Source organism: Halobacillus faecis (assembly GCF_007991335.1).
Lineage (GTDB): Bacteria > Bacillota > Bacilli > Bacillales > Halobacillaceae > Halobacillus > Halobacillus faecis.
This window is the reverse complement of the sequence record NZ_BJYD01000024.1, coordinates 153,086-173,548: the sequence shown is the minus strand read 5'-3', so window position 1 is coordinate 173,548 and position 20,463 is coordinate 153,086. Positions and strand designations below refer to the sequence as shown.

General features: G+C 45.1%; 14 protein-coding genes and 1 pseudogene. All 15 read left to right on the top strand.

The window, feature by feature from the left end; genetic code table 11:
* Positions 1–32: 32 nt before the first annotated feature.
* A pseudogene (locus HFA01_RS19265) lies at positions 33–299 on the top strand (C40 family peptidase); the annotation flags it as partial.
* Positions 300–311: 12 nt separating this feature from the next.
* A complete protein-coding gene (locus HFA01_RS13725; RefSeq protein ID WP_443093385.1) occupies positions 312–1,526 on the top strand; it encodes a C40 family peptidase in 1,215 nt (404 codons plus the stop codon).
* A 169-nt stretch (positions 1,527–1,695) separates the two neighbouring features.
* On the top strand, positions 1,696–2,625 hold the full coding sequence (locus HFA01_RS13720) for an aldo/keto reductase (RefSeq protein WP_146817179.1): 930 nt from the start codon (positions 1,696–1,698) through the stop codon (positions 2,623–2,625).
* Between the two features lie 395 nt (positions 2,626–3,020).
* A complete protein-coding gene (locus HFA01_RS13715) occupies positions 3,021–3,683 on the top strand; it encodes a GntR family transcriptional regulator (RefSeq protein ID WP_167506242.1) in 663 nt (220 codons plus the stop codon).
* The gene (locus HFA01_RS13710) at positions 3,680–4,699 is read left to right on the top strand and encodes a DctP family TRAP transporter solute-binding subunit (protein ID WP_307725373.1); all 1,020 of its coding nucleotides are present in this window, start codon (positions 3,680–3,682) and stop codon (positions 4,697–4,699) included. Before HFA01_RS13715 ends, HFA01_RS13710 begins: the two co-directional genes overlap by 4 nt.
* 91 nt (positions 4,700–4,790) lie before the next feature.
* A complete protein-coding gene (locus tag HFA01_RS13705) occupies positions 4,791–5,291 on the top strand; it encodes a TRAP transporter small permease (protein WP_146817175.1) in 501 nt (166 codons plus the stop codon).
* On the top strand, positions 5,288–6,574 hold the full coding sequence (locus tag HFA01_RS13700; RefSeq protein WP_146817173.1) for a TRAP transporter large permease: 1,287 nt from the start codon (positions 5,288–5,290) through the stop codon (positions 6,572–6,574). The genes HFA01_RS13705 and HFA01_RS13700 overlap by 4 nt, the downstream gene beginning before the upstream one ends.
* Positions 6,575–6,580: 6 nt before the next feature.
* Entirely contained in the window at positions 6,581–7,534 is a 954-nt protein-coding gene (locus HFA01_RS13695) for a D-2-hydroxyacid dehydrogenase (protein ID WP_146817171.1), read from the top strand.
* A gap of 16 nt (positions 7,535–7,550) precedes the next feature.
* Positions 7,551–9,257, top strand: coding sequence for a M20/M25/M40 family metallo-hydrolase (locus HFA01_RS13690; RefSeq protein WP_146817169.1), 1,707 nt, complete (start codon positions 7,551–7,553; stop codon positions 9,255–9,257).
* A 12-nt stretch (positions 9,258–9,269) separates the two neighbouring features.
* Entirely contained in the window at positions 9,270–10,547 is a 1,278-nt protein-coding gene (locus tag HFA01_RS13685; protein ID WP_146817167.1) for an aspartate aminotransferase family protein, read from the top strand.
* A gap of 12 nt (positions 10,548–10,559) precedes the next feature.
* Positions 10,560–11,990, top strand: a complete 1,431-nt coding sequence (locus HFA01_RS13680; RefSeq protein WP_146817165.1) for an NAD-dependent succinate-semialdehyde dehydrogenase — start codon at positions 10,560–10,562, stop codon at positions 11,988–11,990.
* Positions 11,991–12,001: 11 nt separating this feature from the next.
* Positions 12,002–13,405 (top strand): FAD-binding oxidoreductase, encoded by a 1,404-nt coding sequence (locus tag HFA01_RS13675; RefSeq protein WP_146817163.1) that lies wholly within the window; start codon positions 12,002–12,004, stop codon positions 13,403–13,405.
* On the top strand, positions 13,398–14,729 hold the full coding sequence (locus HFA01_RS13670) for a (Fe-S)-binding protein (RefSeq protein ID WP_146817161.1): 1,332 nt from the start codon (positions 13,398–13,400) through the stop codon (positions 14,727–14,729). Before HFA01_RS13675 ends, HFA01_RS13670 begins: the two co-directional genes overlap by 8 nt.
* Positions 14,730–14,873: 144 nt before the next feature.
* Positions 14,874–15,995: a M20 peptidase aminoacylase family protein gene (locus HFA01_RS13665; protein WP_146817159.1), complete on the top strand. Its 1,122-nt coding sequence runs from the start codon at positions 14,874–14,876 to the stop codon at positions 15,993–15,995.
* A 457-nt stretch (positions 15,996–16,452) separates the two neighbouring features.
* Entirely contained in the window at positions 16,453–20,433 is a 3,981-nt protein-coding gene (locus HFA01_RS13660; RefSeq protein WP_146817157.1) for a cell wall-binding repeat-containing protein, read from the top strand.
* The last annotated feature ends 30 nt before the right edge of the window (positions 20,434–20,463 follow it).

Here is a 20,463-nt window from a genome sequence, read left to right as displayed (position 1 = left end):
CCCATCCTTTAACAGAAGCGGCCGAAACGCATATAGGAACACCCTATGAATATGGTGGAGATAGTGAAGAGGGTTTTGATAGCTCAGGTTTTGTCCAATACGTATTTAATGAATCGCTAGGTTTTGACCTGCCACGTACAGTGGGCGAACAGGCAGATCTTGGTCAGCCTGTCGCGAAGGAAGACCTTCAGGAAGGCGATCTCGTCTTCTTCAGTAGAGATGAAGATAGCGGTCTGACGCACGTTGCGATCTATGGGGGAGATGACAAGATCATTCACCCAACGGTTTCTCAAGGTGTAGTAGTCGGAGAAATGGAAGGCAGCAGCTATTGGGGTCCTCGCTATACAGAAGCAAGACGTGTGGAGGAACCCCCTGTAGTGAAAATTCCTGATCCTACGAATGAATTGGCTGTCGAAGCTATGAAATACATTGGATCTCCCCACCAAACAGGTGGAGAGACACCAGAAGGATTCGATAGTTCTGGATTCGTCCAATATGTGGTTTCACAAGTCTTAGACTTTCTTATGCCGCGCACATTGGATAGCCAATTGGACTATGGTGATGAAGTAGCACGCGATCAAATTCAAGAAGGAGACGTTCTGTACTTTGAAGATGAAGAAGGGAGCGTATCCCACGCGGCTATTTATGTGGGAGATGACCAAATGGTTCACCCATCTGTGTCCGAAGGTGTAGAAGTCACCTCTTTCGAGAAAGACAGTTATTGGAGTGGACGCTTCTTAACAGCAAGAAGAATAACCGAAGGTCCAGATATTGCTGAGGAAAATGATATTGTTGCAACAGCCCTCCAATACCTTGGAATCCCGTATCTCTTCGGTGGAGAAACTCCAGAAGAAGGGTTCGATTGTTCAGCATTCACACGTTACGTATTTGAAGAAGCGAGAAACATCTTCTTACCAAGATCTACAGATCAGCAATGGTCTGTTGGCCAGGATATAGCACTTGAAAACATTCAAGTTGGAGACGTCATCTTCTTCAGCGATACGTACCGTGAAGGAATTTCTCATAATGGGATTTACGTAGGCGACGGCAAGTTCATTCATGCTTCCCGTTCGAAGCAAGTGACATTAGCTTACTTGAGTGATGCGTATTGGCAGGAGAAATTCACGGGAGTTAAAAGGTTTACAGGGTTGGAAATTCCAAAAGAAAACCCGATTGTATCAGAAGCCACGAAGTACATCGGTGAAGTTGATTACTCCTCAGGCGGGGCAACACCTGAAGGATTTGATACCGCAGGTTTTGTTCAATATGCCTACAAGCAAGGAGCAGGGATAGACATCCCCCGCTATGCAGAAAGTCAATGGGAGATTGGTGAATCAGTGGATAAAGGGAACTTGCAGCCAGGAGATATCGTATTCTTTGAGTCCAGTTACTTAAATCCAGCCATCTACATTGGCAATGAACAAGTGGTCCATGTCACTCTATCAAAAGGAGTGACTGTGACGAACATGAACACAAATGGTTATTGGGCGCCGAAATATTATGGTGCGAAACGGGTTACGAAATAATCCCAACAGCCATTTATTTGAGTAAGGAGCCACGCATGATCCGTTATCATGCGTGGCTCCTTTTTTTCTGCTGTGATTGTTTTATAAGCGCTCCAGAGACTCCGAGTGTTTTTAATGCCTTGTGTAGTGGAACGGAAAAGAAATACCAAGTATAAAGGAGATGTGCTTAATGGAAAAAAATGCACGACTTGGGAAATATGACTTGTATATAAATCCAATAGGCCTGGGAACTAATGCCGTTGGTGGTCACAATATTTACCCGAATCTTGATGAAGAAGCTGGAAAGGATGTTGTTCGCACAGCACTCAACCATGGGATGAACTTTCTGGATACAGCTTTTATCTATGGTCCTGAACGATCGGAAGAGCTGGTTGGAGAAGTGATGAAGGAATACAAGCGCGAGGACACTATTCTTGCTACAAAAGGTGCTCACCAGTTCAAAGGTGAAGATGTCGTCTTCAACAATTCCCCTGACTTTCTCAAAAAATCCGTAGAAAATAGCTTGCAGCGTCTCCGCACAGATTATATTGATTTATTCTACATTCATTTTCCGGATGAATCTACACCAAAAGATGAAGCGGTAGGTGCCTTGAAAGAGTTGAAAGACGAAGGGAAAATTCGATCCATCGGTGTATCGAACTTCTCGGTCGATCAACTGAAAGAAGCGGATAAAGATGGATACGTAGATGTCATTCAGGGTGAATATAACCTGTTCAAACGTGAAGCGGAGAAGGAAATGCTTCCTTACACGGCTGAAAATCAGATCTCTTTCATTCCATACTTTCCATTTGCCTCCGGTCTGCTCGCCGGAAAGTATAATGAAAACACGACCTTTGATGACTTCCGAGCGAAGAACCCTCTTTTCCAGGGGGAGAATTTCAAGCGGAATCTAGAAAAGGTGGAGCAGCTCAGACCTATAGCTAAAGAAAAAAATGTGGGGATTCCTCATATTGTTTTAGCGTGGTACTTGAATCAGCCTTCCATTGATGCGGTGATCCCGGGAGCTAAACGTACGGAGCAGGTCGTAGATAACTTGAAGACACTGGATGTTGGATTATCGGATAAAGAAATTAGTAAGGTCAATAAGATATTTTCGTAAGGTTCTTAAGAATCTGGGAGGATGCTATGGGAAAAGTCTTATAACCCTTTGTGTTATTTTTATATGGATTTTAGTCTACTCGCTGTTATTCTTCCTGATCCCCAACCCTTTTTTAAAATACTCGTTGATTTGCTTAAGTTTGCTTCCTTTGTTTTATTTACAAGCGAAATGCATAAAAAAATATAGGAATAATAAAGGTTGAAAAAGAGTGCGCTGTAGTCTCGGCGCACTCTTTCTTTTTTTAGATTTTTCAAGAAAGCAAAACAGTGTATTGTATAAATTTTCTGAAAAGTATTGACATTCAGTCAATTGAATAGCACAATAGGACTTAAGATTTCTGTATACAGTATACAGAATACGAGATACAGAATACTGAAACAATGGAGGAAGTTTTCGTGGAAAGAATTGCTCGGACAGAAACATTGATGGAACAAGCCTACAAGGCGATTAAAGCATCCATCATCAACAATGAAGTTGTTCCTGGAGATTACTTGACGGAAGAGAAGATTGCTTCGCAGTTGGGAATCAGCCGGACACCAATTCGCGAGGCATTGAAAAAGTTAGCTTTTGAAGGGCTTGTGGAGGTGAAAAAGGGAAGTAAGGCAAGAGTAAGTTCGGTTTCACCAGAGAATGCACATGATTTCTTACTGGTGCGTGAGCGATTAGAGTCGATGGCCGCGGGGTTAGCATGTACCCTCGCCACAGAGGAAGATGTGAAAGAGCTGCGCCGATTGTCAGATATGCAGCGGGCTTCTATTGATGAACAGAATTTCCATAAGTTTATTGATCTCGACTATGCATTTCACTCGTACATTGCTGAAATTTCTGGAAATAAGAAATTGAAAGAGTTCATTGAGAATCTGAACAGCCAGATTCAGCGCTTTTTAATTTTAACGAGTACGCTCTCTGATAGTGCCATCGGTGCGGTAGAGGAACATTACCGAGTCATCGATGCGATCGAAAACAATGATTCAAAACAGGCAGAGCGAGAGATGGAGACACATATCCAACAAGTAACGAAAAGAATTATCAATCATAAAGGGGAGGCAGTTAAATGATGAAAAAATGGTTATTGCCGATTGCTGGGTTGTTAGTATCTTCTGCTTTGGTAGGGTGTAGCAGTGATGAAGCGAGTTCGGAAGGAGGAGAGGAAACCTACGAAATACAAGTTGCTCACCTCGTCAGTGAAGAACAGTCGACACACGTAGCATTGGAATCATTTATTGAGCGTGTGGAGGAAAGGTCGGATGGTCAACTCCAAATCGAAGCCTATCCGAACGGATCCTTATATGCTTCTGATCGTGAAGCTATTGAAGCGGTTCAAATGGGTAATCTGGAGATGACGATCCCCGCAGTGGCCCCTCTTTCTGGTTTCAACAGTAAATTCATGGTGTTTGATTTACCGTTCCTTTTCAAAACAAAGGAAGCCGCTTATTCCGCTTTGGATGGGGAACTTGGCGATTCTTTGTTAACAGATCTTGAAGACGAAGGTTTCAAGGGTCTGGCTTTCGGTGAGAACGGCTTCCGCCACATTCTCAATAATGAAGGTCCGATTGAAACTCCGAGTGACTTGGAAGGGTTGAAGCTGAGAACAATGGAAAACCCTGTCCATACTGATACATTCAATGCCTTAGGTGCAAATGCTTCTCCATTTGCCTTTGGTGAACTTTATACCTCTTTACAACAAGGTACATACGACGCGATGGAAAGTCCTGTATCCCTTGTCTACACGAATAAATTCTACGAAGTCCAGGATTATTTGACAGTCAGTGGTCACTTTTACGCTGCTACGATTCTACTTATGAATAAAGATTTTATGGACAGCCTCCCAGAAGAACTACAGACCATTCTCCAAGAAGAAGCAGAAACCTACAGAGACGAACAACGTAAGCTCGCAAGCGAGCAGGATGAGGAATTCCTGAAAGAATTACAAGAAAACGAAGGGTTGAAGGTGAATGAACTGACTCCTGAGCAGAAGGAGAAATTCATTGAAGCGACTCAATCGGTTTATGACGAATACGAAGATGAAATCGGTGCGGACTTGATTGAACAAGCGAAAGCAGCAAACGAATAAAAAAGAGAGAGCGGTGAGGTAGTTGGCCTCACCCGACTCTCGTAATTGATTCAATAATTGAAAGAGGCGTGATTATCAAAGGAGAGACACGATGAAGAAATTTATAGATGAAAGGTTAGAAGAAATACTCATTGTCATCACAATGGCCTTAATGGTACTTCTCATTTTTTATCAAGTGGTATCTCGCTACGTGTTCAACGATTCGATGAGCTGGACAGAAGAGTTGGCTCGTTACATACATATTTGGCAGGTGTGGATTGCTGCAAGCTTCGCTGTCCGCAAAGGCAAACATATTAAAGTAGAAATGTTCAAGGACTTGCTACCTCCTTTATTCCGGAAGATCATAGACGTTGTTGCGCTTGGGCTTTGGTTCTTTGTCGCAGTGACACTTGCTTATGTGGGAAGTGAAGTGATTCTTAGTTTGATTGAGCAAGGACAAGTATCACCGGCAATGAGAGTCCCGATGTGGTGGGCGTATCTTGCTATTCCAGTAGGCGGTTTGTTAATGTCCATCCGTTTGATTCAGCAATTTATTCTCCTCATCAAGAATCCGAATCGAGAATATTCCTCTTCGGAAGGTGAACAATTATGACAATATTAATCTTATTTGGTACGTTGTTTCTATTTATTATCATCAATGTCCCGATTGCTATTGCTCTCGGGTTATCATCCATTTTTACCATTTTATTTGCAACCAATATGAATTTGACGATTGTTGCTCAGCGAGCATTCACTTCGCTTGATTCTTTTCCATTAATGGCCATTCCATTCTTTATGCTAGCGGGAATCTTAATGGGAAAGGGCGGGGTATCCAAGCGGATTCTTAACTTTGCCAGTGCGCTTGTCGGTTGGATCGTCGGAGGGCTCGCAATGGTTACGGTTGTGGCTTGTATGTTTTTCTCAGCTATTTCAGGCTCAGGGCCAGCCACAGTGGCAGCTATTGGTTCGTTTATGATCCCAGAAATGAAGCGCAGGAATTACGGGGAAGGATTCGCCTCAGCTATTACGGCGGCTTCTGGTTCCATAGGTGTTATCATTCCGCCTAGTATCCCCTTTGTATTGTATGGGGTTGTGGGAAGTGTTTCAGTCGGAAGCATGTTCTTAGCGGGGATTATTCCAGGAATCATTATCGGTATTTGCCTGCTTGCCATTTCCTATGTCATTTCAAAGAAGAACGATTACAAACCGGCTGTTGAGTCTTTTTCTTTCAAGGACGTGGTTCGCACGTTTTGGGACGCGAAATGGGCGCTCCTCATTCCTTTCATCATTCTTGGTGGAATTTACGGGAGTGTGTTTTCACCGACGGAAGCAGCTGTGGTGGCCGTGGTGTATGCCATCGTTGTTGGTCTGTTCGTTTACCGTGAACTGAGCTGGAAAGATGTCTATGACTCTCTATCGGAGGCGGCGGTCATTAACGGTGCGACGATGATCATCATTGGCTTGTCGATTTCGTTTTCTTTCCTAATGACGTCCGAACGTGTACCTATGACAATTGCTGAGTTTTTAACGAATCTGTCGCAAAACCCGTTCGTCATTCTGCTTTTAATTAACATTTTACTCCTCATTGTCGGAGCATTCATTGATACGATTTCAGCGCTTGTCGTTTTGGCACCGATTTTATTGCCTGTTGTGACGGGACTTGGTGTGGATCCAGTTCACTTTGGAGTCGTCTTGGTCGCAAACCTTGCGATTGGATTCATTACTCCCCCTGTAGGCGTCAACTTATTCGTTGCCTCTAATATAAGCGGAACAAGAATTGAGAGTATTTCAAAAGCGATTCTGCCAATTTTATTGGTTTTGATTGTATCCTTATTAATCATTACCTTTGTTCCTTCATTATCTCTATATCTACCAGAACTTTATAACGGGAGGTAACTAGCTATGATTGTAAGTACGTCGGATGAATGGAGGCAGACACATGTGGAAAGCTGGCAACGAGAGAATAAGGAAGAGGTCTTCATTTATTCTTGCATCGAAGAAGTACCTTTAGAGGTCCGTAAAGAAACGGATGTTCTGATCACGTTTGGTAACGATTTGACGAAAGAGAATATCCACGATTTTGAATCATTGAAGTGGATCCAGTTGTTAAGTGCAGGTTTAGAAGATCTTCCTTTTCATGAATTAAGAAAAAAGAAACTATTGATTACAAATGCCCGAGGTGTTCACTGTAGGTCGATGAAGGAATATGTAATTGGGGCCATGCTTCATTTTGAAAAGCATTTCCATCGCTTCCTGCAGTTAAAAGAAAACAGGGTCTGGGAAAGGGAGACTCTTGTCGGGGAACTGGTCGACCGCAAAGTGCTGGTCTTCGGTACTGGAACGATTGGGTGCGAAATTGGTGAGGCGGCTCAATTTTTCGGGATGAGGATCGACGGTGTTAATACAAAGGGAAGTGTGAAGGAACCTTTTGAACGAGTGTACACGATGGCGGAGGGTCTGGAACGTCTTGAAGAGTACGATTATGTCCTCTCCGTTCTCCCTTACACCCCCTCTACGAAAAACATTTTCTCAGATGAAGTGCTTGGCCGCCTTCATTCGGAAGCCGTATTCATGAATCTCGGGCGTGGGGGTGTAGTGGATGAAGAGTCTCTTGCTGTTCATTTGAAGGAGAAGAAAATCAAAGGCGCTGTACTGGACGTATTCGTCGAAGAGCCACTCCCTCGTGACCATGCTTTTTGGGGGTTGCCCAACTTGTTGTTGACGCCTCACATGTCAGCGAAATCTGATCATTACATGACGAGGTGTATGGAGATCCTGTTGGAAAACTATCGGAATTTCACCAGAAACGAGTCGCATCGAATGAGAAATCTCGTGGATCTGGCTAAATATTACTAAAGGAAGGAGCGTTCGTATGACTCTATCATCTCAAGCAGATGCGTTACAACCAAGGAGCCCGGAGACTCTCTACGCTGAGATCCGGGACCTCAAGGATGAGGATAAGATTGAACGCCTGACGAAGGCTCTTGTACATATTCCGAGCATTAACGGAACCTCAGGGGAAGTGACAATTGCTGAATATTTAGAAGCGTTTATCCGAACGATCCCCTATTTTAAAGACCATCCAGAAGCTGTATGGACACAGCCTTTGAAGAACGACTTCCTAGGTCGGAAAAATGTCTATGCGATCATTCGAAATCAAAAACATGCAGACACGGTGCTCTACCATTCCCACATGGACACGGTAGGCATCGACGATTTTGGGAAACTGAAGGGGCTTGCTTATCATCCGCATCAATTGAGAGAACATTTTGCAAAACATGGGCCGACTCCTGAAATTCGCAGCCATGCAAGAAGTGAGGATTGGATGTTTGGTCGGGGTTCTGTGGATATGAAAAGCGGGATCGCCGTTCATTTAGTGAACCTCATCCATTTTTCTAAGCGGTCAGAAGAGTTGGAAGGAAATGTCCTTCTTATGCTGAACCCAATTGAGGAAAACGAGCACACGGGAGTGATTGACTCTGTAGAGGAGCTCCAACGCCTTCAAAAGGAGTGGGGGTTGGATTTAAAAGTGGCGATTAACAATGACTTTGTTACAGAGCTGTATCCAGGGGATCCCAATTACTACATTTACACCGGAGCCATTGGGAAATTGCTTCCATGCTTTTCAATCTTCGGCAGAGAAGCGCACGTTGGGGAAACGCTGACCGGGGTCGATCCCACCTTGATTTCAGCAGAAATCAATCGACGAATTAACAACAACATGGAATTGTCAGAGCGGATCAATGGAGAACACATGCTTCCGCCAACCTGTCTGCAACAGCGGGATCAAAAAGATTTCTATAATGTACAGACGCCTCTCAACAGCCGGCTATACTTCAATTATTTCATCTATGAATCTTCTCCAGACGAAGTCATGGAGAAGCTCGTTTCCAAAACGACTGAAGCGTGTGCATCCACACAAGCACACATGGAGAAGCAGTACCGGACGTTTTTGAGGACGGGGAACTACCCGGACCAGGAATCACTGCACTGGGATGTTTCCATTTATACGTATGAAGAGTATGTTCGTCACCTTGAAACGGAGGGAATCGATGTCAGAACCTTCATTGAAGAGCTTGAATACTCTCAGGAGGAAATGGACAAAAGAGAGATCGCCTTCCATGTCGTAGAAAGCTTACAGAGTGTGGACCCTGACAAGCAGCCTAAGGTCGTTATATTCTTTGCTCCGCCTTACTGTCCCCATAACTTTTTGCGGGAAGAAGTGGAGAGCGAAAAGAGAATCATTGACGTGCTTCAAGAAGTAACAAGTCAGAATAAAGATCAAGTGGAAGGAACTTTTGCAGTGAAGAAGTTCTTCCCGTTCTTATCGGACAGCAGCTATCTATCACTGCATGATTCAGAGGAAGAAGTGCAAGCGTTGATTGATAATTTTCCAGAGTATCATGAAATTTATCCTGTTCCAATCCAAGAGATTCGTAAGCTGAATATCCCATCGATCAACATGGGCGTCTATGGAAAAGACGCACACAAATATACCGAGCGTGTGTATAAACCCTATACGTTCACAACGCTGCCCCAACTGACGCGTCAAGTAACCGAGAAAATCTTTCAAAACTAGGAGGTACAAACAATGGTACAAATGACAAAAAGCTTATATGAACGTGCGAGTGAAGTGACACCCCCGACGGCTTCCCGGGCGACGACTTTAGGAATGGTGAAAGCGGAAGGGCATTATCTATTCAGTGAGGATGGAACGAAATATTTAGATTTTGCCAGTGGTGTGGCGGTGACCAATGTCGGTCATAACCACCCGAAAGTCGTGGAGGCAGCGAAAGCCCAGCTGGATGAGATGATCCATGGGGGGCACAATGTCGTCTATTATCCATCGTATGTGAAGCTTGCGGAGAAGCTGAACGAGTTGAACGGCGGCGAGCAGATGGTGTATTTCAGTAACAGCGGAGCAGAAGCAAATGAAGGCGCGATTAAACTTGCTAAGAAAGTAACGAAGCGTCCAGCCGTGATTTCCTTTAAGCGTGGATTCCACGGTCGTACGATTGCGGCGACATCGATTACAGCCTCGAATGCCGCGTACCGGAAGGATTATGAAGGCCTGCTTCCAAGTGTCTACTATGCGGATTATCCTTATGCTTACCAGACAGGGCTGTCAGAAGAGGCGGAAGTTGAACGCTGCCTCGCCCAACTTCAAGAACTGTTTGATTTTCAAGTTCATCCGGAAAGTGTTGCTGCCATCATTCTTGAGCCTGTTCAAGGCGAAGGCGGATATATCGTTCCACCGAAAAGCTTCTTGGAAAAACTTCGTACCCTTTGTGACGAGCATGGAATCCTTCTTATTTTTGATGAAATTCAAACGGGCTTTGGCCGTACAGGGGAAATGTTCGCCTATCAGCATTTTGGTGTGAAGCCAGATATCTTAACGCTTGCCAAAGGGATTGCGGCCGGATTCCCACTCAGTGCCATCGTGGCACCGAAAAAGATCATGGAACAGTGGCCGGCAGGTACGCACGGAGGGACGTATGGTGGAAATCCTGTCGCTTGTGCAGCATCACTCGCGTCCATTGATATTTTAGAAAAAGAAGGTTTGCCGAATGCAAAAAATCAAGGCGCTTATTTCAAGGAAGCCCTTTTCCAATTGAAAGAACGGGTCCAGGGAATCGGTGACGTTCGTGGTGTCGGACTGATGCTTGCCATCGAACTTCGAAAAGAAGATGGATCTCCTGACCCTGATATGCTTTCTAAAATTAGAACAGTCGCATTGGACGAAGGCATCATTCTATTAGGTTGTGGGACGAAGAAGAATGTGCTGCGATTCATTCCACCGACGACTGTCAAACGTGAAGAAATTGACCGGGTCATCAACGTTGTTGAACGAGTGCTGAAGGATAAATAGGAGGGACTTTTCATGTTATATATCGATGGACAATGGACGAAAAGCCAGTCAGGTGAACAGCTGGATGTAACGAACCCTGCGACGGGAGATGTGATTCAACAAGTGGCAAAAGGGGGAGCTGAAGATTCTGCGCGTGCCATTGACGCTGCGGACCGTTCTTTTGCTGCATGGAAGAAGTTGACCGCTAAAGAGCGCGGGGCCTATCTTGTTAAAGCCGCGGATATCCTTAAAGAGCAAGCAGATGAGCTTGCCGAAACGGTTACGAAAGAAATGGGGAAACCGTTGAACGAGTCAAAAGGCGAAGTGAATCTTGCTATTGACTACCTCTATTGGTATGCCGAAGAAGCAAAACGTGTCTATGGAGAGACCATTCCAGCGTCTCATCCATCCAAGCGTCTGCACGTTTTCAAAGAACCTGTTGGGGTAACCGCAGCGGTAACGCCTTGGAATTTCCCGGTTGCGATGATTACAAGGAAAATCGCCCCGGCGCTCGCAGCCGGCTGTCCGGTCGTCGTCAAACCAGCTTCAGCAACGCCATTATCAGCAATCAAGGTATTCGAAGCTTTCCACGACGCAGGGCTGCCTGAAGGAGTCGCCAACTTGGTCATTGGTTCAGCTTCAAGTGTTGTAGGCGAAATGACGAAAAGCTCGAAAGTGAAAAAGATTACGTTTACCGGCTCTACCGAAGTGGGTAAAAAGTTGATTCGCGATTCTGCTGATACGGTGAAAAAAGTGTCTATGGAACTCGGCGGTCACGCACCTTTTGTAGTATTTGAGGATGCTGACATAGATCTCGCTGTTGAAGGTGTTGTAGGTAGTAAGTTCCGCAATGCCGGGCAGACGTGCATTTGTACCAACCGTATTTATGTACAGGATACGATCGCAGAAGAGTTTTCCAAGCGTTTTGTTGAGAAAGTACAAGCACTCTCTATTGGGAACGGATTGGACGATGGAGTTGAAATCGGTCCACTCATCGACGGAGGTGCCGTAGAGAAAGTCGAAGAACAAATCAAAGATGCTACAGAAAAAGGAGCTGTTGTTCTATGCGGGGGCCAGCGCGTGAGTAGGGCTGGAGAGCAAGGTGGCAGTTTCTTTGAACCAACGGTGTTAGGGAACGCAACCGATGAAATGGTCATCACAAAAGAAGAGACCTTCGGACCCGTAGCTCCTATTTATACATTCTCCTCGGAAGAAGAAGCTATCGAGCGAGCGAATCATCCGGAATACGGGCTTGCCGCCTATGCGTTTACCAGGGACATTTCTCGTTCTTACCGTCTAATGGAAGGACTGGAATACGGCATCATCGGTCTTAATGATCCAATTCCAACGACTGCTCAGGCTCCATTCGGGGGAATGAAAGAAAGCGGCACCGGTCGTGAAGGTGGCCGCCAAGGAATCGAGGAATATTTAGAAGCCAAATTTGTTTCCATCGGAAATATATAGGAGGAAGGAACATGGAGAAGTGGATGGAGGTTCTCTCAGAGAAAATACCCAGCCGTCAGCTTATTACTGACTTGGCCGGACGCTACAGTTACAGCTTCGACGCCTCTTTCGGTGAGCATCTTCCTGAAATCGTCGTACAAGCGAAGAATCAGGAAGAGGTTGTTCATGTCGTGAAGGTAGCGAACGACTTCCACATTCCAGTTTATCCAAGAGGACAAGGGACTTGCTTAAGTGGCGGTCCTTTGCCTGTTCATGGAGGTGTGGTTCTTGACCTTTCCCAGTGGCCTGAAGAGCTGGACGTAGCCGTGGAAGACCTTACGGTGACAGTTTCCCCCAGTGTACTAACGGCAAGAGTGAATGAAGAAGCTGAAAAGCACGGGCTGATGTATCCTCCAGATCCAAGCAGTGCTCATGTGGCAACCATCGGTGGCAACCTGGCAGAAAATTCAGGCGGTCCTAGAGGATTGAAATACGGCGTAACGAAAGATTACGTGCTTGGGTTGGAATTGGTTACCCCAGAAGGAGAAGTGATTCGTACAGGAGGACAAACAATAAAAAATGTCACCGGTTTTGACTTGACTAAACTCATCGTTGGGTCAGAAGGAACCTTGGGAATCATCACTCAAGCCACCTTAAAACTTGTCCCTAAACCCCTGGCTAAACAGACAATGATGGTGGAATTTGCTGATGTACGTACAGCCGGAGCTGCTATTTCGCGTACGCTGACCACAGGGATTTTACCTTCCAAGCTGGAGATTATGGATCAGGCCTGTATTGCTGCAGTAGAAAACTTTCGTCCTTCAGGGCTCCCGCAGGAAGCTGAAGCGATCGTCATTGTTGAGCTGGACGGAAACCCGGAAACACTGAATGTAGAAATGGATTCCCTGCATGAAATTATGACAACCATTGGAGCCACCGGGATAACCGTTCCTGAAACCCCGGAAGAAGCAGAAGCGATCTGGTTTGCACGGAAACAAGTGTCCCCGGCCATTGCCAAAATCAAACCTACCAAAGTCTCAGAAGATGCTACCGTCCCAAGAAGCAGGATCCCGGATATGATGGACCGCCTGAAACGTATAAAAGAAAAATACAATTTGGCTATCGTTGTATTCGGTCACGCCGGAGATGGGAACCTTCACCCGAATATCCTCTGTGACAAAAAGGATAGGGAAGAAATGGAGCGTGTCGAACAAGCGGTAAAGGAAATATTTGAAGCAGCCGTTGATTTAGGAGGGACGCTCTCAGGTGAACATGGCATCGGGACGATGAAAGCTCCGTTCATGGAATACGAACTTGGAGCTGCCGGCTTGGATATGATGAAACGGATAAAAGACAGTTGGGATCCAAACGGAATTATGAACCCAGGCAAAATTTTTCCGGAAAAAGGCCAGAAGCTGGTGCTGACTCATGGGTAATTTATTAGAGCTTCAGCAAAAACTCAGTTATGATAAAACGTTTGACTGTGTCCAATGTGGCTATTGCCTACCTGCTTGCCCGACATATGAAACGATGGAGAGGGAGACCCATTCTCCAAGAGGTCGGATCAATCTTGTGAAAATGGTCGCAGAGAATAAAGCTTCCATTAACGACCTAGAAGATCCTATTGAAAAATGCCTCGGGTGTATGGCTTGTACAACAGTCTGTCCCACGAATGTTCAGTATGGACAGATTCTGGAGAGTGCGAAAAAAGTCATTGAAGATAACAGATCTAAAGGGAAGATGCAGAAGAAGACAGAGGAGTTTCTTTTCGGCACCTTTTTCCCTTCTTCTAAATGGATGAAGACATTAGGAGAAGCGACCTGGTTTTATCAAAAGTCAGGGGTTCAGCGTTTGGCAAATTTGATGAAAGTCATGGAGGCCGCTCCCCTTCATTTAGGCGTGTTCGAAAAAGTGATTCCCGAACAACCATCACCTAAGAAGCGGAAGCAGCGAGTGAAGCGCTACATAAGGAAGCGGCCGGCAAAAGGGAAGGTTGCCTTTTTCACCGGTTGTGTCATGGACGGTGTCTTTTTTGAAACGAATGAGAAAACGATTGAACTGATGCTTAGAAGTGGCCTGGAGGTCGTGCTCCCTGAAGAACAGACTTGTTGTGGTGCGCTACATGCTCACTCAGGCAGAGTAGAGGAGTCGAAAGAACTAGCCAGGCGGAACATCACGGCTTTTGAAGAGGAAGATGTTGATTATATTATCAACAACGCCGGTGGATGTGGCGCTCGTCTTATTGAATATCATCATCTATTTGAGGAAGGAACAGAATGGTACAGCCGGGCTTCAGCCTTTACAGAGAAAGTCATGGACATATCTGAAGTGCTCGTTGAGGTGGACGGTTTGGATTTCCAAGAGCCCGTTCATCAAACGATTACCTACCAACCATCCTGCCATATGACCAATGTGCAGAAGGTGACTTCGCCTCCGTTGGAACTGTTGGACAAGGTCCCTGGATTGACATTCAAAAAACTGGACCGTCCTGATTTTTGCTGCGGTTCTGCGGGCATTTACAACATGGTGAATTATGACGAATCGATGGATGTTTTGGATGTGAAAATGAAAGATGTTTGCTCGAAAGATCCTGACACAGTCATAACCACGAATCCGGGTTGTTTGCTTCAAATGAAAGTCGGTATTGAGCGAGAAGGTGAGTCAGAGAACATGTCTGCTGTTCACCTTGTTGATCTGCTACTTGAAGCGAATCCTAAAAGTAAGGAAAGTACAAAAAATTCGACGTTTGTCCATGAATAAACCAGAGCGGGAGAATTCCTTTGCTCTGGTTTATTTTGTGGATGCTTTTCCACTTTCCATTAATTTAATTTCACCTGGGGGAGGTAAAGACTGAAAAATAGGGAAATGTTTAATAAAATATCCACTTTGTTTAGGAGTGTGTCTATGAAGAAAAACGTCCGACCGACGGTACATGAAATCTTTGAACACCTTCATGATCATCCAGAAATCAGCTGGAAGGAAACGGAAACAACTGCATATATTGCATCATTGCTGGAAAAGACGAATGCGCGAATCAGGCAATTTGATGATTGCACAGGTTTAGTTGCGGACCTTGGTCAAGGCGCCCCCGTGATCGCTGTGCGTGCTGATATAGATGCCCTATGGCAGGAAGTGGATGGAGAGTTTAGAGCGAATCATTCCTGCGGTCACGATGCCCATATGGCGATTGTTCTTGAAGCTCTTTACAAGTTAGAGGAACGAAAAGATTCATGGAACGGGACAATTCGCTTCATCTTCCAACCGGCCGAAGAAAAGATTGAAGGTGCCTTAAAGATGGTGGAGGAAGGTGTCATCGATTCTGTGGAATACCTATATGGTTTGCACCTTAGACCGGTGCAGGAGCTTCGTACTGGTGAATTCGCTCCAGGGATTCAGCATGGAGCGGTCCGTTTTTTGAAAGGGGAGATCAAGGGGGAAGATGCCCACGGGGCACGCCCGCATCTTAACAAAAATGCGATCGAGCTGGGGGCGGAAGTTGTCCAGATGATGAACTCCATTCATTTAGATCCCAAAATTCCTTATTCGGCAAAAATGACTTCTTTTCAAAGTGGAGGAAGCAGTGCAAATATCATTCCCGGCAATGCCACTTTTTCTATCGATCTACGGGCCCGGACGAACGAAGCTATGACAGAACTATTGTCGAAAGTTGAAGCCATTGCTGATTGTGTTTCCAAATTACATGGTTCTGAGATAAAGGTGAAGGTCGCTTCGGATGTCCCCGCAGCAGTCATGAGCGAAGAAGTTGTCATGCACGTGGAACGTGCGATTAATGAAGTGAAAGGCGAAGACCATGTAAAACCTGTGATCGAGACGACAGGGGGAGATGACTTTCATTTCTATTCCATTATGAAGCCAGAGCTCAAAGCGACGATGCTGGCTATCGGATGCGATCTTCAGCCGGGTCTGCATCATCCGGATATGACCTTTGATCGAAGGGTATTAGAAGAAGCTTCCGATGTTATCGTTGAAACCGTCTTGCAACATGGGCGCAGGCCTGAGCGATGAAGGGTGGTGATCCACGATTTCTTTCAAAAATCAAGTGATCATCGATACGCTTATCGCCTCTGCCTTCCTTCTGATCTTCTATTTGATCGATCGATTTATTTATTCTATGGATGGCTATGTTTTCATGGTGCTCATGATGTATGTAGGAAGTCTTACTATAAGAAGATGGGAGCACAACTTTGCTGTTAGAAATAAAACGAAAAACCCCGAAAACCATTGATTGGTATCGGGGTTTTTTATTATGGACGTTTATACTTAATAGTTTGGTGAACGCAGGAGAAGACTCTTCATTTTTGAGATAAAAAAAACAGCTATTTATTAATCTATAATTGTAAGCGATTTCAAACTGTTTAGCAAAGATTTACACAATTAACACAAATTAAACAATATTTCCTATATAATGGAGGTTGTTGAGGAGTTTTGTAGAATTATAAACAATATTGGGAGGTTATCTCTTTTGAGAAAGAAAAACTTTGTACGTGGAGTCAGCTCTGTCGTTGTCAGTTCAATGGTGCTTGGGATGTTCTCGGTCCCTGCTCATCCGGTTAAAGCAGAATCAACGTCGCCGGATTCGCTATTGGTTACAGAGTATGTAGAAGGTAGTTCTTACAATAAAGCTCTGGAACTCTATAACGGTACTGGGGAAGATATAGATCTGAGTCAATATACTCTCGAAGTGTACTCGAACGGAAACACTTCTGGTCCAGCTTCGTTATCTTTAGAAGGTACGCTTGCAGATGGTGATGTTTTCGTGTTGGCCAACCAGCGTGCTACAGCTAGTGAGCTGGATGATGCAGACCTCAGGACAGGAAACGGTGTTGTGAACTTCAATGGAAATGATGTCATCTTACTAAAGAAAGGTGATTCTATTGTCGATTCACTTGGTCAAATCGGGTCAGCGGACAACTTCGGAAGTGATGTAACGCTGACAAGGAAAGCAGATCATCTCGATGGAGATACGAGCCCTGATGATGCGTTCGACCCGTCTGTGTCTTTTGAACAACATGGAAAAGATGAATTTTCCTATATTGGTCAATTCCCAGGCGAAGGCTCTGAAGAAGAACCACCTGCACCAGACGAACCCGTTGAACTTTCCAGTATTGCTGATGCTAGAAGCTCCGAAAAAGGTACGGATGTCAAAATTAAAGGGATTGCAACAGCAACCTTTGTAGCTGGAGATAAAACGAATGTGTACATACAGGATGAAACAGGCGGCATTGTCGTTCGTACGTCCCAAAAAGTCATCATTGGTGATGAGTTGACCGCAGAAGGTGCTTTGTCTGATTACTATGGACTAGAACAAATACAAACAGAAAACATTGAAATTACAGAAGAAAATAAAGGTGTACCCGCAGCTCTTCAAGTAGAAGGAGCTGATTTCAGTAAGGAATCAGGCGAAGATTTCGAAGGGGAGTATGTTGAACTCACCGATGTGGAAATCGTTGGTGAAGGAGACGGTGGTGATTATTTAGCTGAGGAAAGTGGTACTGAATTTCTTATCTCTCCAAACGAGGGTAGTGTTGATTTCGAAGTAGGGAAGACCTATGAGTTGTTACGCGGAGTGGTCACCTATAGCTTTGATGAATATCGTTTAATCCCTCGCATCCAGAGTGATGTGATTGAAGAGATTTTCTCAGTTATAGCTTCTAAGGACTCTGGGAACATTCCAGAAGGGTCCGAAGTCACGCTCAGCACGGCTCAACCGGATGCAACCATTCATTACACAATGGATGGATCGGAACCTACAAGTGAAAGTCAAGTTTACGATTCTCCTATCACTATCAATAAAGATACGACAATCAAAGCGGTTGTAGTCAAAGAGGGCGGAGAAACGAGCGAAGTATTTACTTACTCCTATGAAGTGCTGAAAGCTGTTGATTCATTGGAAATTCATGATATCCAAGGATCTTCCCATACATCGCCATACGTCGATATGAATGTAGAAAATGTCACCGGGGTTGTCACAGCTCTGGATGGTACTTATGGCTATTATATTCAAGGGACAAACCCTGATGATGATATTGCAACATCAGAGGGGATCTATGTTTATGATCGAAACTCTGGTGTGAGTGTCAGGGATGAAGTATCTGTGAATGGTGAAGTTAAAGAGTGGCGTGAAGATGGATACGATGATGCGGATGATCTTTTAACCACACAAATCACAGCTTCTGATTCTACGATTCTATCATCTGAGAACACCTTACCAGATACGGTCGTCATCGGAGAGGATCGCATCCAGCCGAAAGTGAACATTGAGGACGATGGAATGGAAAGTTTTGATCCTGAAACAGACGGTCTTGATTTCTATGAAAGTCTTGAAGGCATGCGGATTGAGCTGAAAGATGCCCACGTCACTTCTCCTCCGAAGTATGATGAGGTCGCTGTCTATGTAGATACCAATGAAGATCAGGCCATGACCGATGCCGGCGGCCTGTTGTTGACGGAGGAAGACGCGAACCCTGAGCGTGTGCTGTTGGATGTTGATGGTTATGACGTCAATGTCAAAGTTGGGGATCAGCTTGATGGGTCTGTCACGGGTATCGTCAGTTACGACTATAGCAACTTTAAGGTCCGAACGACGGGAGAGTTCCCTACCATCATCGATGGTGGTACGGAAAGGGAAACGACTGACCTTGCCGTTGAAGAAGGAAAGTTGAATGTAGCTACTTATAACATGGAAAACTTTTCAGCAGAAACTTCTATGGACAAAGTGAATCGTATTGCTGACTCTATGGTGAACAACTTGAAGCAGCCGGATATCATCGGATTGGTAGAGGTTCAAGACAATAATGGCCCGACAGACGATGGTACCGTTAAGGCAGATCAGTCTTATCAGAAGCTCATTGATGCGATTGAGGCAAAGGGTGGACCAACTTATGAGTTTGCAGAAATTGCTCCTTTGGATAAAACGGATGGCGGTCAGCCCGGAGGAAACATTCGCGTCGGGTTTATCTACAACCCTGACCGTGTGTCCATGGTCGATAAGCCGAGTGGGGATGCCACCACGGGTGTAGAGGTTTCAGCGGAAGGGCTTAACCTTAACCCAGGTCGTATCGATCCAACGAATGAAGCCTTCGATGATTCTCGTAAATCATTAGCTGCAGAATTCGAATTCAAAGGACAAAAAGTCCTTGTTGTGACCAACCACTTCAATTCCAAAGGTGGAGATGATGCCCTCTTTGGTGCCAGTTATCCAATTGAACTGGGAAGTCAGGTCCAGCGTCTGAAACAAGCCCAGGTCCTTAATGATTTTGTTGATGAATACGAAGAAAAAGTGGATGGGGCGAACGTCGTTGTATTGGGAGATTTGAATGACTTTGAATTCTCTGAACCTCTTGAAACATTAAAAGGGGACGTTCTGACAAACATGACGGAAGAACTTCCGCTGGAAGAGCGTTATTCCTACAACTATCAAGGGAATTCTCAGGTTCTTGATCACATTTTGGTCAATAACTCTCTGGCTGAACAAACGAAGATTGATAGTGTCAACATCAATGCTGACTTCTCGGAAGCGGATGGACGTGCAAGTGACCATGACCCAATGCTTGCTCAAATTGAATTTGGAACAGATGTGGAACGTATTTCAGGAGTCAATCGTTATGAAACAGCCATCGAGGTTTCTAAGAAAGGCTGGGATCAGGCCGACACCGTGGTTATTGCCAGAGGAGACTCCTTCCCGGATGCTTTGGCTGGGGCCCCGCTTGCTTATAAACTCGATGCACCGATTCTATTAACGAAAACCAGCACACTACGATCCGAGGTGAAAGCTGAAATCGAAAGATTAGGAGCGAAGCATGCCGTCATCCTGGGTGGAGATGGAGCCATTTCTGATTATGTCAGTTACCAATTAGAAGGAGAAGGCTTGTCTGTTGAACGTATATCAGGAGAGGACCGTTATGAAACAGCGGCCAACATTGCTGCCCGCTTGGATGGATCACCAGAAAAAGCAATCATTGCGGACGGAAGAAACTATCCAGATGCGTTGTCCGGTGCTTCCTATGCAGCGGAGCATGGCTATCCTGTTCTATTGACGAACACGAAAAAGCTGCCTTCAGAAACGAAACTGGCCTTGTCTGACATTGGTGAAACGATTGTTCTTGGTGGGACGAATGCGGTCAGTGAAAAAGTAATGAAAAACCTCCCTAACCCAACCCGCTACAAAGGGTCTGATCGTTACGGAACGTCTGCAGAAATTGCAGAGGAATTAGTCGGCGATACGAACACTGCTCTGGTTGCGACGGGCCGGGATTTTGCAGATGCTTTAACAGGATCCGTGCTTGCAGCGAAATTGAAAGCCCCAATGCTTCTCGTTAAGCCGGATGACCTTCCGGATGAGATTGAAGCACTGATCCAGGAGAAGGATTACACACAATACCATGTTCTTGGTGGAACAAATGCCGTAAGCGATGAAGTGAAGAACGAACTGGATGACAAATAAAAAACTGTGAAACTTTGAAAGGATGTATTT

What these genes read in the sequence shown, in the direction of transcription:
- HFA01_RS13725 (WP_443093385.1), top strand. Translation starts at nt 312, where the DNA reads ATGGAAGGCAGCAGCTATTGGGGTCCTCGCTATACAGAAGCAAGACGT.
- HFA01_RS13720 (WP_146817179.1), top strand. Translation starts at nt 1,696, where the DNA reads ATGGAAAAAAATGCACGACTTGGGAAATATGACTTGTATATAAATCCA.
- HFA01_RS13710 (WP_307725373.1), top strand. Translation starts at nt 3,680, where the DNA reads ATGATGAAAAAATGGTTATTGCCGATTGCTGGGTTGTTAGTATCTTCT.
- HFA01_RS13705 (WP_146817175.1), top strand. Translation starts at nt 4,791, where the DNA reads ATGAAGAAATTTATAGATGAAAGGTTAGAAGAAATACTCATTGTCATC.
- HFA01_RS13700 (WP_146817173.1), top strand. Translation starts at nt 5,288, where the DNA reads ATGACAATATTAATCTTATTTGGTACGTTGTTTCTATTTATTATCATC.
- HFA01_RS13695 (WP_146817171.1), top strand. Translation starts at nt 6,581, where the DNA reads ATGATTGTAAGTACGTCGGATGAATGGAGGCAGACACATGTGGAAAGC.
- HFA01_RS13690 (WP_146817169.1), top strand. Translation starts at nt 7,551, where the DNA reads ATGACTCTATCATCTCAAGCAGATGCGTTACAACCAAGGAGCCCGGAG.
- HFA01_RS13685 (WP_146817167.1), top strand. Translation starts at nt 9,270, where the DNA reads ATGGTACAAATGACAAAAAGCTTATATGAACGTGCGAGTGAAGTGACA.
- HFA01_RS13680 (WP_146817165.1), top strand. Translation starts at nt 10,560, where the DNA reads ATGTTATATATCGATGGACAATGGACGAAAAGCCAGTCAGGTGAACAG.
- HFA01_RS13675 (WP_146817163.1), top strand. Translation starts at nt 12,002, where the DNA reads ATGGAGAAGTGGATGGAGGTTCTCTCAGAGAAAATACCCAGCCGTCAG.
- HFA01_RS13670 (WP_146817161.1), top strand. Translation starts at nt 13,398, where the DNA reads ATGGGTAATTTATTAGAGCTTCAGCAAAAACTCAGTTATGATAAAACG.
- HFA01_RS13665 (WP_146817159.1), top strand. Translation starts at nt 14,874, where the DNA reads ATGAAGAAAAACGTCCGACCGACGGTACATGAAATCTTTGAACACCTT.